We start from the raw sequence: 14,876 nt of genomic DNA on the forward strand, positions 1-14,876 counted from the left end.
GTGGGGGTGGGGTAGGTGTGGCCGTCCACGCGGGTGCACATCTCGGCGAAGTAGCTGAAGTTGTCGGCCGCGCGGGGCACGAGCTGCTTGCCGGTCTGGGAGATGACCTGGCCGCAGTCGTTGGTCTCGGTCTGGGCGATCTCGGGCACGTGGCGGGCGATGAGCTCGCCGAGCTTGCGCATCAGCTTGGCGCGCTCGGTGGCGGGCAGGCCGGCCCATTTCGGGAAGGCCTCTTTGGCGGCGGCCACGGCGGCGTGGACCTCGGCCTCGCCGCCCGATGCCACCTCGGCCAGCACCTCCTGGGTGGCGGGGTTGAGGGTCTCGAAGTAGTCGCTGCTGGCGACGGACTGGCCGTTGATGAGGTGCTGGACTTGTTGCATGGGGTCTCAACCTTGTCGAATGAAGTTGTGGAGCTCGCCGATGGCTTCGATGGAGGTCACGATCTCGGCGCCCGGGGGGCAGTCGACCACCCCGTCGGGTGTGCCGGTCAGGATCAGGTCGCCGGGCGAGAGCGTCATGAAGGCGCTGAAGTACTCGATCAGAAAGGGCACGTCGAACACCATGTCTCGCGTGTTGCCGCGCTGGGTGATCTGGCCGTTCACCGTGGTCTGCAAGGCCAGGCCCATGGGGCCGCCGGGGCGGGCGTGGATGTCGGCGGCATCCACCAGCCAGGGGCCCAGCGGGGTGCAGGTGTCGCGGTTCTTCACGCGCAGGTTGGGGCGGTACCAGTTCTCCAGGTAGTCGCGGATCGCGTAGTCGTTGGCCACGGTGTAGCCCTGCACGTAGTCGTAGGCCTGGTCGCGTTTCACATGGCGCGCCGTGCGCCCGATCACCACCGCCAGCTCGCATTCGTAGTGCATGTAGCCCACGCCGACGGGCCGCACGGTGTGCTCGCGGTGGCCGATCAGGCTGGCCTCGCCCTTGATGAACACCAGGGGTTCCTCGGGTGCTTTGAATTCCAGCTCTTTGGCGTGGTCGGCGTAGTTCAGGCCCAGCGCCAGGATGCTGCGCGCCCGTGGCACCGGTGCCAGGGGCGGCAGCCAGCGCACGGCCTCGAAGGGCACGCGCTGGCCATCGTCCAGACGCAGGGCGCCTTCGTCTTCCACCGCGTGCAGCGGGCCGCGTTCGGGGGTGTGGTTGAGCAGGATGCGGGCGTGCTTCATGCCAGGGCCTCCGTGCCGATGGGGTGGGTCAAGGGGGCAAAGCCCGGGGCGGTGAGCGTGACGGTGTCACCCGGCTGCAGCAGCGGACGCTGGCCGTCGGGGCCCACGTCGCAGCCCAGCATCAGCACATCGCCGGGGCGCAGGGTCATGAAGGCATTCACCTCGGCCAGCAGGGTGGCGGCTGGGCGCATCAGCTGCGACAGGTCCACCGTCTGGCGCAGGGCGCCGTTCACATGGACTTGCAGCTGCAGCGTGGCCAGATCAGTCAGGTCCGTCAGCGGCACAGTCTGCGCGGGCGTGCCCAGAAAACCGTCGCGGCAGCGGAACTTCACCGGGGGCCGGAAGTAGCTGGCGTGCGGCAGGCTGAAATCGTTGAGCAGGGCGCAGGCCACCGGCCCTTGATCGCCCATCACCAGGCCGATCGTGGCGCCGGCTTCCACGCCGGCCACCCCGGTGGGCACAAGCACCGTGCCGCCGTCGGGGTTTCCCGTGTTGGCGGTCTTCACATACAGCACCGGGGCTTGTGGCGGGGCCTTGTGCGGGGCCTCGTGCATGCGCGGCTGCCAGCGTTCGTATTCGTTGCGGAAGTTCAGCAGCACGCCGTAGACGGTGCCGGCGGGGTGCCAGGGGGCAGCGCTCATGGTTGCTCCAGTTCGATCAGGGTGTCGAGCAGCTGGTAAAGCTGCAGCAGCTTGTCTTTGCCCAGGGTCTGCTCCATCCACTGGTAGTGGGCCTCGATGGTGATGGACAAGGTCTCGACCAGGCGCAGGCCCTTGTCGGTGGCCTGCACCACGGTGCGGCGCGCGTCCTGCGGGTCGCGCTGGCGCTGGATCAGGCCGTCGCGCTCCATGCGGGCCAGCACACCGGTCAGGCTGGGGCCCAGGATGAAGGCCTCGCGCGCCACCCGCCCGGTCTCGACCACCCCGTGCTCACCCAGCACGCGCAGCACCCGCCACTGCTGATCGGACAGGCCGTGCTGGCGCAGGTTGGGCCGGGTGTGGCCCATCACCGCTTCGCGCGCCTGCAGCAACAGGCGGGGCAGGTTGCGGTGGGCAAAGGGCTGGACCGGGGGCTGGGGCAGGACGGGGGGCTGGGGCAGGACGGGGGGCTGGGGTGGGGTGCTCATTTATTTAACATGTTAAATGTTTGTCCGGCGAGACCCATTCGGGAAAACCCCGTGGAGGCCAAGCGCTGGCCTGCGAAGCGATGAACGAGCGCTCACGCCCACTTGCCTTTGCTAGACTGCGGGCCACATCCGCCCCTTGGCAGTAAGCCCTCCCACTCATCCCGGGAACGTGCCCAGCCCCTGGGGCTTTTTCATTTCTGGGTCGTGCCTGATGGGGGGCGAATGAGCCGTTGGCAAGTCGCCATCTGACGCCATGGACTGGGCTGTGGCCCATCGGGCCCTGTTGCTGACGCGCAGGAAGGAGCTGAACCCTTGAGTCATCGACATTTCACGCTGGAGACCGTGCAGGTGATGCCACCGCATGGCCTGCGGCTGCACTACGCCGACGGGGAGATCCTGACGGTGAATCTGGAGCCGCTGATCCGCCAGCATCCCAGCCTTGGGCCCCTGATGGACCCCCGTGTCTTTGCCACCGCCAGCCTCGGCGATTGGGGGGGGGCAGTGTGAGCTGGCTCCAGGACGATGAACTCGAGTTGGCGGCTGACAATCTTCGGGCCCGGGCGCTTGAACAGGCCGGCGAGGCATCGCACGAATTCATCATCCAGTGGATGGAGCGCCATCGCTTGACGCTGGACCAGGCTGCGCAGGCCCTGGGCCTGTCACGCCGCATGTTGGCGTATTACCGCAGTGGTGCCAGGCCTGTGCCACGTCATGTGGCGCTGGCCTGTCTGGGGTTTGCGGCGCAGGCAGCGTCTTCTGCAGATCCGACATTGGCATTCGCGGTTTGACGGGGCTGCCGCAAGGTGCTGACCTGCCCTTATAGTGGCCGCCTGTTGTCCGAATCCCCTCCCCATGTCCCGAGAAAAAACCGTCTACACCTGCACCGAATGCGGTGGCACCAGTGCCAAGTGGCTGGGCAAGTGCCCGCAGTGCAATGCCTGGAACACCCTGGTCGAGTCGGTGGCCGAGGGTTCGGGGGCGGCCAGCAAGAACCGGCTCAGCACGCCCTCCTATTCGGGCTATGCCGGGCTGGCCCAGGCGGTCACGCCGCTGTCGGCCATCGAGGCCACCGAGGTGGCGCGCACGCCCAGCGGGCTGGAGGAGCTGGACCGGGTGTTGGGCGGCGGCATCGTCGAAGGCGGGGTGGTGCTGATCGGGGGGGACCCGGGCATCGGCAAGTCGACCCTGCTGTTGCAGGCGCTCGATGCGCTGCAGCGCAGCGGGCTGGAGACCCTGTACGTGACCGGTGAGGAAAGCGGGGCCCAGGTGGCGCTGCGCTCGCGCCGCCTGGGGCTGGACAACAGCCAGGTCAAGGTGATGGCCGAGATCCAGCTCGAAAAAATCCTGGCCACCATCGAGGCGCGCCAGCCCGCGGTGGCGGTGATCGATTCGATCCAGACCATCTACAGCGACCAACTCAGTTCGGCGCCGGGCTCGGTGGCCCAGGTGCGCGAGTGTTCGGCCCACCTGACGCGGCTGGCCAAGGGCACGGGCATTGCCATCGTGTTGATCGGCCACGTCACCAAAGAGGGCGCGCTGGCCGGCCCGCGCGTGCTGGAGCACATGGTGGACACGGTGCTGTACTTCGAGGGCGATACCCACTCCACCCACCGCCTGGTGCGCGCCATCAAGAACCGCTTCGGGGCGGTCAACGAGATCGGTGTGTTCGCCATGACCGAGCGCGGCCTCAAGGGGGTGAGCAACCCCAGCGCCATCTTCCTGTCGCAGCACAGCCAGCCGGTGCCCGGCAGCTGCGTGCTGGTCACGCTGGAGGGCACGCGCCCGCTGCTGGTCGAGATCCAGGCCCTGGTGGACGGCGGCGGCCCCAGCCCGCGCCGCCTCAGCGTGGGCCTGGAGCGGGACCGCCTGGCCATGCTGCTGGCCGTGCTGCACCGCCATGCCGGCGTGGCCTGCATGGACCAGGACGTGTTCGTCAACGCGGTGGGCGGGGTGCGCATCAGCGAGCCGGCGGCCGACCTGGCCGTGCTGCTGGCCATCACCTCGTCGCTGCGCGGCAAGGCCCTGCCCAAGGGCTTTCTGGCCTTTGGCGAGGTGGGCCTGGCCGGCGAGATCCGCCCGGCCCCGCGCGGGCAGGAGCGGCTCAAAGAGGCTGCCAAGCTGGGTTTCAGCGTGGCCGTGGTGCCGCGCGCCAACGCCCCGAAAAAGCCCATCGAAGGCCTGACCGTGCATGCGGTGGAGCGGGTGGACGAGGCCATCGACCTGATCCGCCGCGAGTTCGAGTGAGCCCAGGCGGGCCCCGCTACGCACAAGCCACAAGTCGCGGCGCGGGGCGCTCATAGGACAATGCGCGCATGAATTTCAAGAAAATCCTGGTGCCCGTGGGCGGCATCCTGCTGGTGGCGATGTCCTACCGGGCCTATGGCCTGGGCGGGGTGGCGGTGGCCCTGGGGGGCGTGGTGATGTGGGTGCTGATGCACTACACCCGCCTCATGCAGGTGCTCAAGCGGGCCAGCAACAACCCCATCGGTTACGTGGGCAGTGCGGTGATGCTCAATGCCAAGCTGCGCCCGGGCGTGGCCATGCTGCATGTGCTGGCGCTCACCCGTGCCTTGGGCGAACAGCTTTCGCCCAAGGACGAGCAACCCGAAATTTTCCGCTGGACCGATGGCTCCAAGTCGCATGTGACGGCCGAATTCCTCAACGGTAAGCTGGTGAAATGGACCCTGTACCGCCCCCCTGTGAGTGAGGGCGACGATTCCGACGCCGCGCCGGCCCCTTAAAATCGTGTTTTGACCTGCCCGGCGATGTGCCGGGACGGGGTTATCGCATCAGCGACGGCAAACACCCAAGGACACAAGCGCATGAGCACACTCGCCCCTTCAATGGCTGACCGCGACGGCAAGATCTGGATGGATGGCCAGATGGTCGACTGGCGTGACGCCAAGATCCACGTCCTGACCCACACCCTGCACTACGGCTGTGGCGCCTTCGAAGGTGTGCGTGCCTACAACACGGTGAACGGCACGGCCATCTTCCGCCTGGAGGAGCACACCGATCGCCTGTTCAACAGCGCCAAGATCCTGCGCATGAAGCTGCCCTTCAGCAAGGAAGAGGTCAACGAGGCCCAGAAGGCCGTGGTGCGCGAAAACAAGCTGGAGAGCTGCTATCTGCGCCCATTGACCTGGATCGGCTCGCAAAAGCTCGGTGTCAGCCCCAAGGGCAACACCATCCACCTGATGGTGGCAGCCTGGGCCTGGGGCGCCTACCTGGGCGAGGAAGGCCTCAAGCGCGGCATCCGCGTCAAGACCTCCAGCTACACCCGCCACCACGTCAACATCACCATGACGCAGGCCAAGGCGGTGAGCAACTACACCAACTCGATCCTGGCCAACATGGAAGCCACCGACGACGGCTACGACGAAGCCCTGCTGCTGGATTCGTCGGGCTTTGTGTCCGAGGGCGCCGGCGAGAACATCTTTGTCGTGAAGAACGGCGTGATTTACACGCCTGATCTGTCGGCCGGGGCCCTGAACGGCATCACCCGCAACACCGTGTTCCACATCGCCAAGGATCTGGGCCTCGAGATCGTGCAAAAGCGCATCACCCGCGATGAGGTCTACATCGCCGATGAGGCCTTCTTCACCGGCACCGCCGCCGAAGTGACGCCGATCCGCGAGCTCGACCGCATCGAGATCGGCATCGGCTCGCGTGGGCCCATCACCGAAAAAATCCAGTCGGCGTTCTTCGACATCGTGAACGGCCGCAATCCCCAATACGCCCACTGGCTGAGCCCGGTCTGAGCGTCATTGCATCACCACATTCCAAAAAAGGGACCCCATGAGTAGCGCTGCTGTTGAACTGCTGGCCAAAGACCTCAACGCCCAGGGGGGCGTGTTCTGCCCCAGCCCCAAGGCCGACATGAAGCTGTGGAACAGCCACCCCAAGGTGTATCTGGACGTGGCCCGCACCGGCGAAGCCAAGTGCCCCTATTGCGGCACGGTGTACCGCCTGAAGGCGGGCGAAGTGGTGTCGCATCACCACTGATGCCCTGGCGGCCCGCGGGCCCCACACCCCATCGTCCGGCATGAGCGCCCCGGAACCCGACGACCTGCATGATGTGCCGCTGGAGGCGCTGCTGGCCCAGGTCACTGTGCTGGTGGTCACCTACAACAGCGGTCACTGCCTGCCCGTGCTGGGGCAGGCTTTGGCGCGTCTGCCGCACGTCATCGTGGTCGACAACGCCAGTCAGGACGACACGCCGGCCCAGGTGGCGCGCTGCCTGCCCGGCGCCCGGCTGCTGCGGCTCGAGGCCAACAAAGGCTATGGCGTGGCCAACAATGCCGGCCTGGCCCAGGTGCGCACGCCCTATGCGCTGCTGCTGAACCCCGATTGCGTGCTCACGCCCGAGGCCATTGCGGCCCTGGTGCAGGCCGCGCGCCAGTGGCCCGACGCCAGCGTGCTGGTGCCCCAGCTCACCGACAGCGACGGCAGCCTGCAGGTCAACTACAGCTGGCCGCGCCATGCCTGGAAGCCCCGCACCGGTGCCGCCGAGGGCCCCTTGGCCGTGGGCTATGCCTGTGCCGCGGTGATGCTGCTGAACATGGCGGCCATGGCGCCGGTCGGCTTTTTCGACCCCCGCTTCTTTCTGTATTACGAGGACGAGGACCTGTGCCTGCGCGTGTTCCAGCGCCAGGGCCAGATCCTGGTGCTGCCCGACATCCGCGTCACCCACCTGTCGCGCGGCTCGGTGCGCGGGCCCCGGCCCTGGCGCTCGGAGTACTGGCGCGGCTACCACCATGCGCAGTCCAAGATCCGCTTCATGGCCAAGCACCTGGGCGTGGCGGCCGGTCGCCGGGCGCATCGGCGCCTGATGGCGTCGGCCGCCCTGAACGTGCTGGCCCGGGCCTTGCTGCTGTCGCCCAAGCATCTGGCGCGCGCCTGGGGCCGCCTGCGCGGCGTGTGGCAGTTGCCGCCGCAGGCCTGATGCCGCCCCCACTTTTCTCGAACCCACCATGCCGACACCTTCCAATGCTGTGCGCGCCGACCGGCCGACCCTGACCATCGGCGTCCTGACCAAGAACGAGGCGCACCGCATCGAGAACTGCCTGCGCAGCGCTGCCTTTGCCGACCAGGTGGTGGTGGTGGACAGCGGCAGCACCGACGACACCGTGGCCATCGCCCGGCGCCTGGGCGCCGAGGTGCACCTGTACCCCGACTGGCAGGGCTTTGCCGTGCAGCGCACCCGGCTGCTGGCCCACGCCACCGGCGACTACCTGTTCTACCTCGATGCCGACGAGGTGGTCACCCCCGCGCTGCAGGCCGAGATCGAAGCCGCGGTGCGCTCCAATGAGCGCGCGGTGTGGCAGATCGAGTGGAGCGTGGTGGCCTACGGGCGCGAGCTCAAGCACTTTCTGTCGCAGTCGCGCCTGGACCGCATGTTCCGCCGCGACATGATCGAGCGCTTTGACGGGGTGGTGCACGAACACGCCGTGCTGCGCGATGGCGGCCAGCCCCTGCCGCGCCACGCCTTCAAGGCCAAGCTGCTGCACTACTCGCGCGAGACGGTGCGCGGCAGCCTCGAAAAGCTCACCCAGTACTCGATGCTGGGCGCCGCCAAGCGGGCCGCGGCCGGCAAGCGCGGTGGCGTGCTGCGCGGCATGGCCTCGGCTTTTGCGATCTTTTTGCGCCTGTATGTGTTCCGTCTGGGCTTCATGGGGGGCGGGCCGGGCTTTCTGTTTTGCTTCTTCATTGCACTGGAGTGCTTCTTCCGCTACGCCGCGCTGTATTACGACCGTGACAGCCTGAGCCAGTCGGTGGGGCGTTGAGCATGAACCAGGCCTCTCCCAACCCGGGTCAGCCCTCGCCCATCGAGGCGATGGCCCGGCATGTCTGCACGCTGGCGGCCTTTTTGCTGCCGGCGCTGTCGCTGTGCCTGCCCAGCGGGTACTCGTGGGGGGCCGGCTTGCTGCTGTTGGCCGCCTTGGTCACCGCACCGCGCTGGTGGCGCCAGCCGCTGCAGTGGCCGCGCGCACGCTGGCTGGTGGGGGTGCTGCTGTTCGTGGGCATCGACTGGCTGATCGACGCCATCATCAGCCAGGGCAGCTGGCGGGGCCTGGACAAACCCCTCAAGTACTTCCTGGCCTTGCCCTGCCTGTTCTTTGCGCTGCGCTTTCCGCCGCGCCCGCGCGCCCTCTGGGCCGGGCTGGCCGTGGGGGCCTGCCTCAGCGGCGCGGTGGCGCTGTACCAATACGGCGTGCTGGGCGAGTGGCGGGCCGAGGGCTTCACCAATGCCATCCAGTACGGCAACCTGAGCCTGCTCATGGCCATGATGTGCCTGGTGGGCGCGGTCACCTGGCAGCCCGGCCCGCGGGCCGGGCTGTGGCGTGCCGGCCTGGGTCTGGGCGTGGCGCTGGGGCTGACGGCTTCGCTGCTGTCGCAGTCGCGGGGCGGCTGGCTGGCATTGGCTTTTGCTTTGCCGGCCCTGGTGTTGTTGTTGCGCCGCCGCGTGCCGGGCCGGCGCCTGCTCGGGGCGTTGGCTGCGCTGGCCGTGTGCCTGGGCGTGCTGGTGACGGCCATGGGCCCCACGCTCAAGCTGCGCCTGGAGCAGGCTGTCAGCGAGGCGCGTCAGTATGAGGAACTGGGCACCTCCGAGAACTCGGTGGGCCAGCGGCTGGCGCACTGGCGCCTGGCCTGGAACATGGGCCTGCAAAAGCCCTTGCTGGGCTGGACCCTGGCCGGTTATGTGGCAGAAAAAGAGCGCCTGGTCGCCGCCGGCCAGGCCCCGGCCGAGGTGCTGAAGTACGGCCACGCACACAACGAGTTCCTGGATGTGTTCGCCAAGCGTGGCCTGCTGGGCCTGTCATCGGTGCTGGCGCTGTACGGCGTGGTGCTGTGCCTGTTCTGGCCGCGTGCCGGCTGCCGCCTGCCACCCGAGCGTCATGCGCTGCAACTGGCCGGCCTGATGCTGCCGCTGTGCTACCTGGGCTTTGGCCTGACGCAGGCCTTTCTGGGGCACAACAGCGGCACCATGTTCTACCTGTTCGTGACCCTGCTGCTGTACGCCGCGCTGCAGGCCCCCCCCGAAGAAGACGCCGCCGCTACGCCTGCGGCCCTGGCCTGAGGAGGGCTCGCCATGCATGTGCTGCTGGTCAACCACGCGCCCATCCCGGTGTTCGCCTACGGGGGCACCGAACGGGTGATCTGGGACCTGGGCCGCGCCCTGGTGCAGATGGGCCACCGCGTCAGCTACCTGGTGCCCGAGGGCTCGCACTGCGACTTTGCGCAGGTGCTGCCGATCCGCCCGGGCCTGAGCTGGGCCGAGCAGGTGCCGGCCGATGTGGACGTGGTGCACTTCCAGTTCAACCCCAAGGAGGACATCGGGCGGCCTTTTCTGGTGACCGAGCATGGCAACGGGCGCGACCCGGATCCGCTGGCGCTCAACACGGTGTTTGTCTCGCGCAACCATGCCGAGCGCCATGGCAGCCAGCGCTTTGTGCACAACGGGCTGGACTGGCAGGCCTACGGCCCGGTCGATTTCGGGCGCGCGCGCGGGCACCACCACTTTCTGGGCAAGGCGGCCTGGCGGGTCAAGAACGTCAAGGGCGCGATCCGCGTGGCGGCGCTGGCCGGGGTGGAGTTGGATGTGCTGGGCGGCACGCGGCTCAACCTGCGACGCGGCTTTCGCTTCACCTGGTCGCCGCGCGTGCATTTCTTCGGCATGGTGGGCGGGCAGCAGAAGTTCGATTTGCTCAACGCCTCCAGTGGGTTGATTCTGCCGGTGCGCTGGCATGAGCCCTTTGGCCTGGCGGTGATCGAGAGCCTGTACTTCGGCTGCCCGGTGTTTGCCACCCCTTACGGGGCCCTGCCCGAGCTGGTGCCCGAGGGCTGTGGCACCCTCAGCAGCAGCGCCTCAGCCCTCGCCGAGGCCGTGCGCGGCTGGCAGGGCGATCGCCGCGCCTGTCACGCCCACGTGCTGGAGCGCTTCAGCGCCGGGGCCATGGCGCGTGGCTACCTGCAGTGTTATGAGCAGGTGCTGGCGGGTGAACCCTTGAACGCACAGCGCCCGCACATGGCGGGCTCGGCTTTCGATCAAGCTTGGAAAGAATAGGGCCCCCACGGTCGTGCACTTCGTGTCACTCCCTGCCCCCCAAGGGGGTCGCAGGCCGCCTTGGGGCGGCCCGGCGCCGACCTGATCTCTTCGTTGCAGACCCTGCTGGACCCAGTAAGGTGACCTGACGGTCACCACAGTCGCACTTTGCCTTGTCCGACCCTGCGCGGGTGGGGCCGTCCTCAGGCTTGGCGCAGCGTCTGCGCCTGTTCGGCCATGCGCTGCAGCAGTTCGGCGGCGGGTGGGCAGTCGTGGATCAGGCCCACGGCCTCGCCCACAGTGGCGTGGGCGGCGCTGAAATCGCCGGCGGCCACGCCCTGGTCGTAGGTGGCCCGGGCGGCTTCGGGGGCGGCGCGCAAGGCCTCGATGCGCGACTCCCACTGCCGGTGCAGGGGGTTGCGCAGGGCGCGAAAGTCATAGGGGGCGGGCCAGTTCTTGCGGCGCAGGATGTCAAACACCTCCGAGCGCGCCGTGCCGTCGCCCGTGCTGGCCTGGGCCTGGGCCTTGGCACCGGCCGGGGCCAGGCTTTCGGCGCTGGCCCACAGGCGCGAACCCACCAGGGCGCCATCGGCGCCCAGTGCCAGGGCGGCGGCCAGGCCGCGCCCGTCCGCCACGCCGCCGGCGGCCAGCAGCAGGGTGCTGGGTGACTGGGCGGCCAGCCAGTCGGCCAGTTCGGGCACCAGGGTGAAGGTGGCGCGGCCGTTGAGCGAGTTCATGCCGTGGCCGCCGGCCTCGGCGCCCTGGGCCACGATGATTTCAGCCCCGGCCTCCAGCGCCTGGGGCACCTGCTCCAGCCGCTGCACCTGGCAGATCAGGGGGATGCGGCGGGCCTGCAGGCGTGCCGCATAGGGGCGCGGGTCGCCAAACGACAGCATCAGGGCGCGGGGCAGGGCCTCGTCGGCCTGGTCCAGCAGCCAGTCCAGGGCCGAGGCGTCTTCATCGAGCTTCCAGGTGATGAAGCCGCAGCCGATGCGGGCTTCTGCCTGTGCCGCGGCCCCCAGTTGCCGGGCCAGCGTGTATTCGCGCCGGGTCCAGCCCAGGTCGCCGTAGCCACCACCCACCAGGCCCAGGGCGCCGGCCTGGGCGCAGGCAGCGCTCAGGGCGCCGCCGGAGGCCAGGGCCATCGGGGCCAGGGCCACCGGCAGGCGCAGGCTGAAGCGTTGGCTGAAACGGGTGCTCAAAGCGCCATGCGAGCCGTTCGTGCCATTCGAAGAAGGGGTGGGGGCGGGTGTGTTCATGGGGGCATTCTCGGTGGCGTGACAAATCGAGTCCAACGAATAAAAATGATCGAAAGCATCGATTTGGACGAACCATGGACTTTGCCGATCTGCATACCTTCCGCGCCGTCGTGGAGCATGGCGGCGTGACCGCCGCCGCCAGCCGCCTGCACCGGGTGCAGTCCAGCATCTCGGCGCGGCTGGGCGCCTTGGAGCGCGACCTGGGTTGCGCCCTGTTCGAGCGCACGGGCCGGCGCCTGCAGCTCACGCCCGAGGGCCGGCACCTGTACGAGCGCAGCGCCGCCCTGGTGCGCGACATGAGTGCCTTGCGCCAGGAGCTGGCCGGCACCGGTCAGGGCGCGGTGCTGCGCATCGGCTCGATGGAGAGCACCGCGGCCGTGCGTCTCGCCCCCGTGCTGGCGCGCCTGCGTGCTCAGCAGCCCGGCATGCGCCTGGCGGTGCGCACGGGCACCACCGGCGCCATGCTGCAGGCGCTGGAGCAGCACGAGGTGGATGCCGCCCTGGTGGCCGGCCCGGCCGACCGGCCCGCCCTGCAGTGGCAGCCGGCCTACCGGGAGGAGTTGGTGCTGATTGCGCCCAGCGGGGGCGCTCTGGGCGAGCTCACCTCCCTGGTCACCTTCAGCACCGGCTGCGCCTACCGCGAGGTGGCCCTGGATTGGGCCCAGGCCCAGGGGCGGGCGGTGAGTGCGGGCATCGAGATCGGGTCGTACCACGCCCTGGTGGCCGCCGTGTCGGCCGGCATGGGGCTGGCCCTGGTGCCGGCGGCGGTGCTGCGCAGCCTGGACCCACGGGGCCTGCAGGTGCAGCCCCTGCCCGAGCCCTGGGCGCAGCAGACCACCTGGCTGGTGACACGGCGCGGCCACCCTTCTGCAGCCTTGCGGGCGCTGGCCGAAGCCCTGCCTGAGGGCGACTGAAAGCGGTGGATCAGCGCTTCTGGCTGGCCTCGTACAGCGGCATCACCTTGGGCAGGTTGCGCTCGATGTCGGCGATGCGGGTCTTGCCCGAGGGGTGGGTGGAGAGGAACTGCGGCGGCGCTCCCTTGCTGGCGGCGCCCATCTTCTCCCACAGCGTGACGCCGGCGCGCGGGTCGAAGCCGGCGCGCGCGGCCAGTTCCATGCCCACCAGATCGGCCTCGGACTCGTCTTCGCGGCTGAACTCGAGGGTCAGCAACTGGGCACCGTACTGCGTCAGGGTCTGGCCCACCTGGCCAAAGCCCAGCACCTGGCTGAGCACGTTCACCCCGATGTTGGTGGCGGCCGATTTGCCCATGCGTTCGCGGGCATGCTCGCGCAAGGCGTGGGCGATTTCATGGCCCATCACCATGGCCACTTCGTCGTCGCTCAGCTTGAGCTGATCCAGGATGCCGGTGTAGAAGGCGATCTTGCCGCCGGGCATGCAAAACGCATTGATCTGCTTGGAGCCGATCAGATTCACCTCCCAGCGCCACTCACGCGCGCGGGGGTTCCAGGCGTAGCTGAAGGGGATGATGCGGCGCGCGATGTTGCGCAGGCGCAGCACCTGGGGGTGGTTGTCGCTGCCCAGTGCGTTCTTGGCCTGGGCCTCGCGCAGCATCTGGCCGTATTGCTGCACGGCGGCCTGTTCGACCTGGCTGGCCGACACCAGGCCGGTGAAGGCCGAGTTCTTGCCCACGGTCTCGCTCACGCCCTGGGCCTGCGCGGGGGCGGCCACTCCCCAGGCCAGGGCCAGCGCCAATGACAAGGCGGGCCACAGGGCGGGCAGCAGGGCAGGGCGGTGCCGCCGGGCCGGGGAAGGGTTGAAGTGAGGCAGTGCGCGCTCAATCATGGGCAAGGAATGTGTGCAGTGGACCAGCGCTTATTATTCCCGCATGAACCAAGCCAGCGCCAGCCCCGAGCCCCCCACCCGCAAGTCATGGCTGGAGACCCTGAAGGTCTACCTGGAGCCTGCCAGCCTGCGCATGCTGGCGCTGGGCTTCTCGGCTGGCCTGCCCCTGCTGCTGGTGCTGGGCACGCTGAGCTTTCGCCTGCGCGAGGCGGGGGTCGACCGCACCACCATCGGCTACCTGTCCTGGGTGGGCCTGGCCTATGCCTTCAAGTGGGCCTGGGCACCCCTGGTGGACCGCATGCCCTTGCCCGGCCTCACGCACTGGCTGGGCCGCAGGCGCAGCTGGCTGCTGCTGTCGCAGCTGGCCGTGATGGGCGGCCTGGCCGGCATGGCGTTGACCGATCCGCAGCAGGACCTGCATGCCCTGGTGGTCTTTGCCCTGGTGGTGGCCTTCGGCTCGGCCACGCAGGACATCGCGCTGGACGCGTTTCGCATCGAATCGGCGCCCAGCAACGAGCAGGCGGTGCTGGCGGCCTCTTACCAGACGGGGTATCGGCTGGCCATGATCTGGGCCGGCGCCGGTGTGCTGTGGGTGGCGGCGCGGGCCGAAGCACCGGGCGCCGAGGCCTACCAGCACCTGGCCTGGCAGCGCGCCTACCTGGTGATGGCCGCCTCGATGGCGGTGGGACTGATCACCGTGCTGCTGTCGGCCGAGCCGGTGCGCGCGGCCCTGCCGCCGGCACGCAATGCCCTGGAATGGCTGCGCGGCGCGTTGGTCGACCCGTTTGCCGACTTTCTGCACCGCTACCGCTGGCAGGCGGTGCTGATCCTGGGGCTGATTGCGATCTACCGCATCAGCGATGTGGTGATGGGCATCATGGCCAACCCGTTCTATGTGGACATGGGCTTCACCAAGGACGAGGTGGCGGCCGTCACCAAGGTCTATGGGGTGGTGATGACCCTGGCCGGGGCCTTCATCGGGGGGGCGCTGTCGCTGCGTCTGGGCGTGATGCGGGTGTTGATGCTGGGGGCCGTGTTGAGTGCGGCCAGCAACCTGCTGTTCGCCTGGCTGGGCACGCGCGGGCATGATGTGACGGGCCTGGTCTTTGTGGTGTCGGCCGACAACCTGGCCGGCGGCATTGCCTCGGCCGCCTTCATCGCCTACCTGTCCTCGCTGACCAACATCAGTTACTCGGCCACCCAGTACGCGCTGTTCAGCTCCATCATGCTGCTGCTGCCCAAATGGCTGGCCGGTTTTTCAGGGCGCTATGTCGACAGCTTCGGCTATGGCTCGTTCTTCACCAGCACCGCTTTGCTGGGGCTGCCCGTGCTGCTGTTGGTGGCGCTGGCTTCGCGCATCCCCGTCCAGGCTCCTCAGGCGCCGCAGGGCCCTCGGGGTTGAGTCCGTGTCAGCGGGCTGAGATGTTCTGTTTACTTTTCTTTACGGTCACTTCAATCGCCACGTACAAGAAAAATTG

The 14,876-nt window shown here is 68.6% G+C and carries 18 protein-coding genes; 12 read left to right on the forward strand and 6 right to left on the reverse strand.

Features of this window, described 5'->3' with window-relative positions; all coding sequences use genetic code 11:
- The 4 genes from L880_RS33045 to hpaR form a co-directional block, all read right to left on the reverse strand.
- On the reverse strand, nt 1-380 hold a 380-nt coding region (locus tag L880_RS33045; RefSeq protein ID WP_043330165.1), incomplete at its 3' end, for an aldehyde dehydrogenase family protein.
- A 6-nt stretch (nt 381-386) separates the two neighbouring features.
- On the reverse strand, nt 387-1,163 hold the full coding sequence (locus tag L880_RS0120990; RefSeq protein WP_027477350.1) for a fumarylacetoacetate hydrolase family protein: 777 nt from the start codon (nt 1,161-1,163) through the stop codon (nt 387-389).
- On the reverse strand, nt 1,160-1,804 hold the full coding sequence (locus L880_RS0120995) for a fumarylacetoacetate hydrolase family protein (RefSeq protein ID WP_027477351.1): 645 nt from the start codon (nt 1,802-1,804) through the stop codon (nt 1,160-1,162). The genes L880_RS0120990 and L880_RS0120995 overlap by 4 nt, the downstream gene beginning before the upstream one ends.
- Nucleotides 1,801-2,205, reverse strand: a complete 405-nt coding sequence (hpaR, locus tag L880_RS0121000) for a homoprotocatechuate degradation operon regulator HpaR (RefSeq protein ID WP_027477352.1) — start codon at nt 2,203-2,205, stop codon at nt 1,801-1,803. Before hpaR ends, L880_RS0120995 begins: the two co-directional genes overlap by 4 nt.
- A 396-nt stretch (nt 2,206-2,601) precedes the next feature.
- On the opposite strand from hpaR, the gene L880_RS36475 reads away from it, so the two are divergent.
- From L880_RS36475 to L880_RS0121045, 10 genes are all read left to right on the forward strand, one after another.
- On the forward strand, nt 2,602-2,796 hold the full coding sequence (locus L880_RS36475; RefSeq protein ID WP_245615275.1) for a DUF2442 domain-containing protein: 195 nt from the start codon (nt 2,602-2,604) through the stop codon (nt 2,794-2,796).
- Nucleotides 2,793-3,077, forward strand: coding sequence for a hypothetical protein (locus L880_RS33050; RefSeq protein WP_245615277.1), 285 nt, complete (start codon nt 2,793-2,795; stop codon nt 3,075-3,077). The genes L880_RS36475 and L880_RS33050 overlap by 4 nt, the downstream gene beginning before the upstream one ends.
- A gap of 64 nt (nt 3,078-3,141) precedes the next feature.
- Nucleotides 3,142-4,533, forward strand: coding sequence for a DNA repair protein RadA (radA, locus tag L880_RS0121010; RefSeq protein ID WP_019577885.1), 1,392 nt, complete (start codon nt 3,142-3,144; stop codon nt 4,531-4,533).
- A 68-nt stretch (nt 4,534-4,601) separates the two neighbouring features.
- Entirely contained in the window at nt 4,602-5,030 is a 429-nt protein-coding gene (locus tag L880_RS0121015) for a hypothetical protein (protein WP_027477353.1), read from the forward strand.
- Nucleotides 5,031-5,111: 81 nt separating this feature from the next.
- Entirely contained in the window at nt 5,112-6,050 is a 939-nt protein-coding gene (locus tag L880_RS0121020; RefSeq protein ID WP_027477354.1) for a branched-chain amino acid transaminase, read from the forward strand.
- Between the two features lie 37 nt (nt 6,051-6,087).
- Nucleotides 6,088-6,294 carry a zinc-finger domain-containing protein gene (locus L880_RS0121025; RefSeq protein ID WP_019577882.1) on the forward strand — a complete coding sequence of 69 codons (207 nt, stop codon included), beginning with the start codon at nt 6,088-6,090 and terminating at the stop codon, nt 6,292-6,294.
- 40 nt (nt 6,295-6,334) lie between these two features.
- Nucleotides 6,335-7,234, forward strand: a complete 900-nt coding sequence (locus L880_RS0121030; RefSeq protein WP_051443481.1) for a glycosyltransferase family 2 protein — start codon at nt 6,335-6,337, stop codon at nt 7,232-7,234.
- Nucleotides 7,235-7,262: 28 nt separating this feature from the next.
- Complete coding sequence (locus tag L880_RS0121035; RefSeq protein ID WP_051443482.1) at nt 7,263-8,075, forward strand: glycosyltransferase family 2 protein; 813 nt, start codon at nt 7,263-7,265, stop codon at nt 8,073-8,075.
- 2 nt (nt 8,076-8,077) lie between these two features.
- Nucleotides 8,078-9,370, forward strand: a complete 1,293-nt coding sequence (locus L880_RS0121040; protein ID WP_245615279.1) for an O-antigen ligase family protein — start codon at nt 8,078-8,080, stop codon at nt 9,368-9,370.
- A 12-nt stretch (nt 9,371-9,382) separates the two neighbouring features.
- A complete protein-coding gene (locus L880_RS0121045; RefSeq protein WP_027477357.1) occupies nt 9,383-10,357 on the forward strand; it encodes a glycosyltransferase in 975 nt (324 codons plus the stop codon).
- A gap of 182 nt (nt 10,358-10,539) precedes the next feature.
- Here the strand turns inward: L880_RS0121045 and L880_RS0121050 are convergent, their stop codons facing one another.
- Nucleotides 10,540-11,595: an NAD(P)H-dependent flavin oxidoreductase gene (locus L880_RS0121050; RefSeq protein ID WP_051443483.1), complete on the reverse strand. Its 1,056-nt coding sequence runs from the start codon at nt 11,593-11,595 to the stop codon at nt 10,540-10,542.
- Between the two features lie 74 nt (nt 11,596-11,669).
- On the opposite strand from L880_RS0121050, the gene L880_RS0121055 reads away from it, so the two are divergent.
- Nucleotides 11,670-12,509, forward strand: a complete 840-nt coding sequence (locus L880_RS0121055; RefSeq protein ID WP_027477359.1) for a LysR family transcriptional regulator — start codon at nt 11,670-11,672, stop codon at nt 12,507-12,509.
- A 10-nt stretch (nt 12,510-12,519) separates the two neighbouring features.
- On the opposite strand, the gene L880_RS0121060 is transcribed toward L880_RS0121055, so the two are convergent.
- Nucleotides 12,520-13,398: a M48 family metallopeptidase gene (locus tag L880_RS0121060; RefSeq protein WP_027477360.1), complete on the reverse strand. Its 879-nt coding sequence runs from the start codon at nt 13,396-13,398 to the stop codon at nt 12,520-12,522.
- A gap of 43 nt (nt 13,399-13,441) precedes the next feature.
- On the opposite strand from L880_RS0121060, the gene L880_RS0121065 reads away from it, so the two are divergent.
- Nucleotides 13,442-14,800 carry an AmpG family muropeptide MFS transporter gene (locus L880_RS0121065; RefSeq protein ID WP_027477361.1) on the forward strand — a complete coding sequence of 453 codons (1,359 nt, stop codon included), beginning with the start codon at nt 13,442-13,444 and terminating at the stop codon, nt 14,798-14,800.
- Nucleotides 14,801-14,876 lie beyond the last annotated feature (76 nt).

The organism is Curvibacter gracilis ATCC BAA-807 (assembly GCF_000518645.1).
GTDB classification, from domain to species: Bacteria; Pseudomonadota; Gammaproteobacteria; order Burkholderiales; family Burkholderiaceae_C; genus Curvibacter; species Curvibacter gracilis.

What these genes read in the sequence shown, in the direction of transcription:
- L880_RS0120990 (WP_027477350.1), bottom strand. Translation starts at nt 1,163, where the DNA reads ATGAAGCACGCCCGCATCCTGCTCAACCACACCCCCGAACGCGGCCCG.
- L880_RS0120995 (WP_027477351.1), bottom strand. Translation starts at nt 1,804, where the DNA reads ATGAGCGCTGCCCCCTGGCACCCCGCCGGCACCGTCTACGGCGTGCTG.
- radA (WP_019577885.1), top strand. Translation starts at nt 3,142, where the DNA reads ATGTCCCGAGAAAAAACCGTCTACACCTGCACCGAATGCGGTGGCACC.
- L880_RS0121015 (WP_027477353.1), top strand. Translation starts at nt 4,602, where the DNA reads ATGAATTTCAAGAAAATCCTGGTGCCCGTGGGCGGCATCCTGCTGGTG.
- L880_RS0121020 (WP_027477354.1), top strand. Translation starts at nt 5,112, where the DNA reads ATGAGCACACTCGCCCCTTCAATGGCTGACCGCGACGGCAAGATCTGG.
- L880_RS0121025 (WP_019577882.1), top strand. Translation starts at nt 6,088, where the DNA reads ATGAGTAGCGCTGCTGTTGAACTGCTGGCCAAAGACCTCAACGCCCAG.
- L880_RS0121030 (WP_051443481.1), top strand. Translation starts at nt 6,335, where the DNA reads ATGAGCGCCCCGGAACCCGACGACCTGCATGATGTGCCGCTGGAGGCG.
- L880_RS0121035 (WP_051443482.1), top strand. Translation starts at nt 7,263, where the DNA reads ATGCCGACACCTTCCAATGCTGTGCGCGCCGACCGGCCGACCCTGACC.
- L880_RS0121040 (WP_245615279.1), top strand. Translation starts at nt 8,078, where the DNA reads ATGAACCAGGCCTCTCCCAACCCGGGTCAGCCCTCGCCCATCGAGGCG.
- L880_RS0121045 (WP_027477357.1), top strand. Translation starts at nt 9,383, where the DNA reads ATGCATGTGCTGCTGGTCAACCACGCGCCCATCCCGGTGTTCGCCTAC.
- L880_RS0121050 (WP_051443483.1), bottom strand. Translation starts at nt 11,595, where the DNA reads ATGAACACACCCGCCCCCACCCCTTCTTCGAATGGCACGAACGGCTCG.
- L880_RS0121055 (WP_027477359.1), top strand. Translation starts at nt 11,670, where the DNA reads ATGGACTTTGCCGATCTGCATACCTTCCGCGCCGTCGTGGAGCATGGC.
- L880_RS0121060 (WP_027477360.1), bottom strand. Translation starts at nt 13,398, where the DNA reads ATGATTGAGCGCGCACTGCCTCACTTCAACCCTTCCCCGGCCCGGCGG.
- L880_RS0121065 (WP_027477361.1), top strand. Translation starts at nt 13,442, where the DNA reads ATGAACCAAGCCAGCGCCAGCCCCGAGCCCCCCACCCGCAAGTCATGG.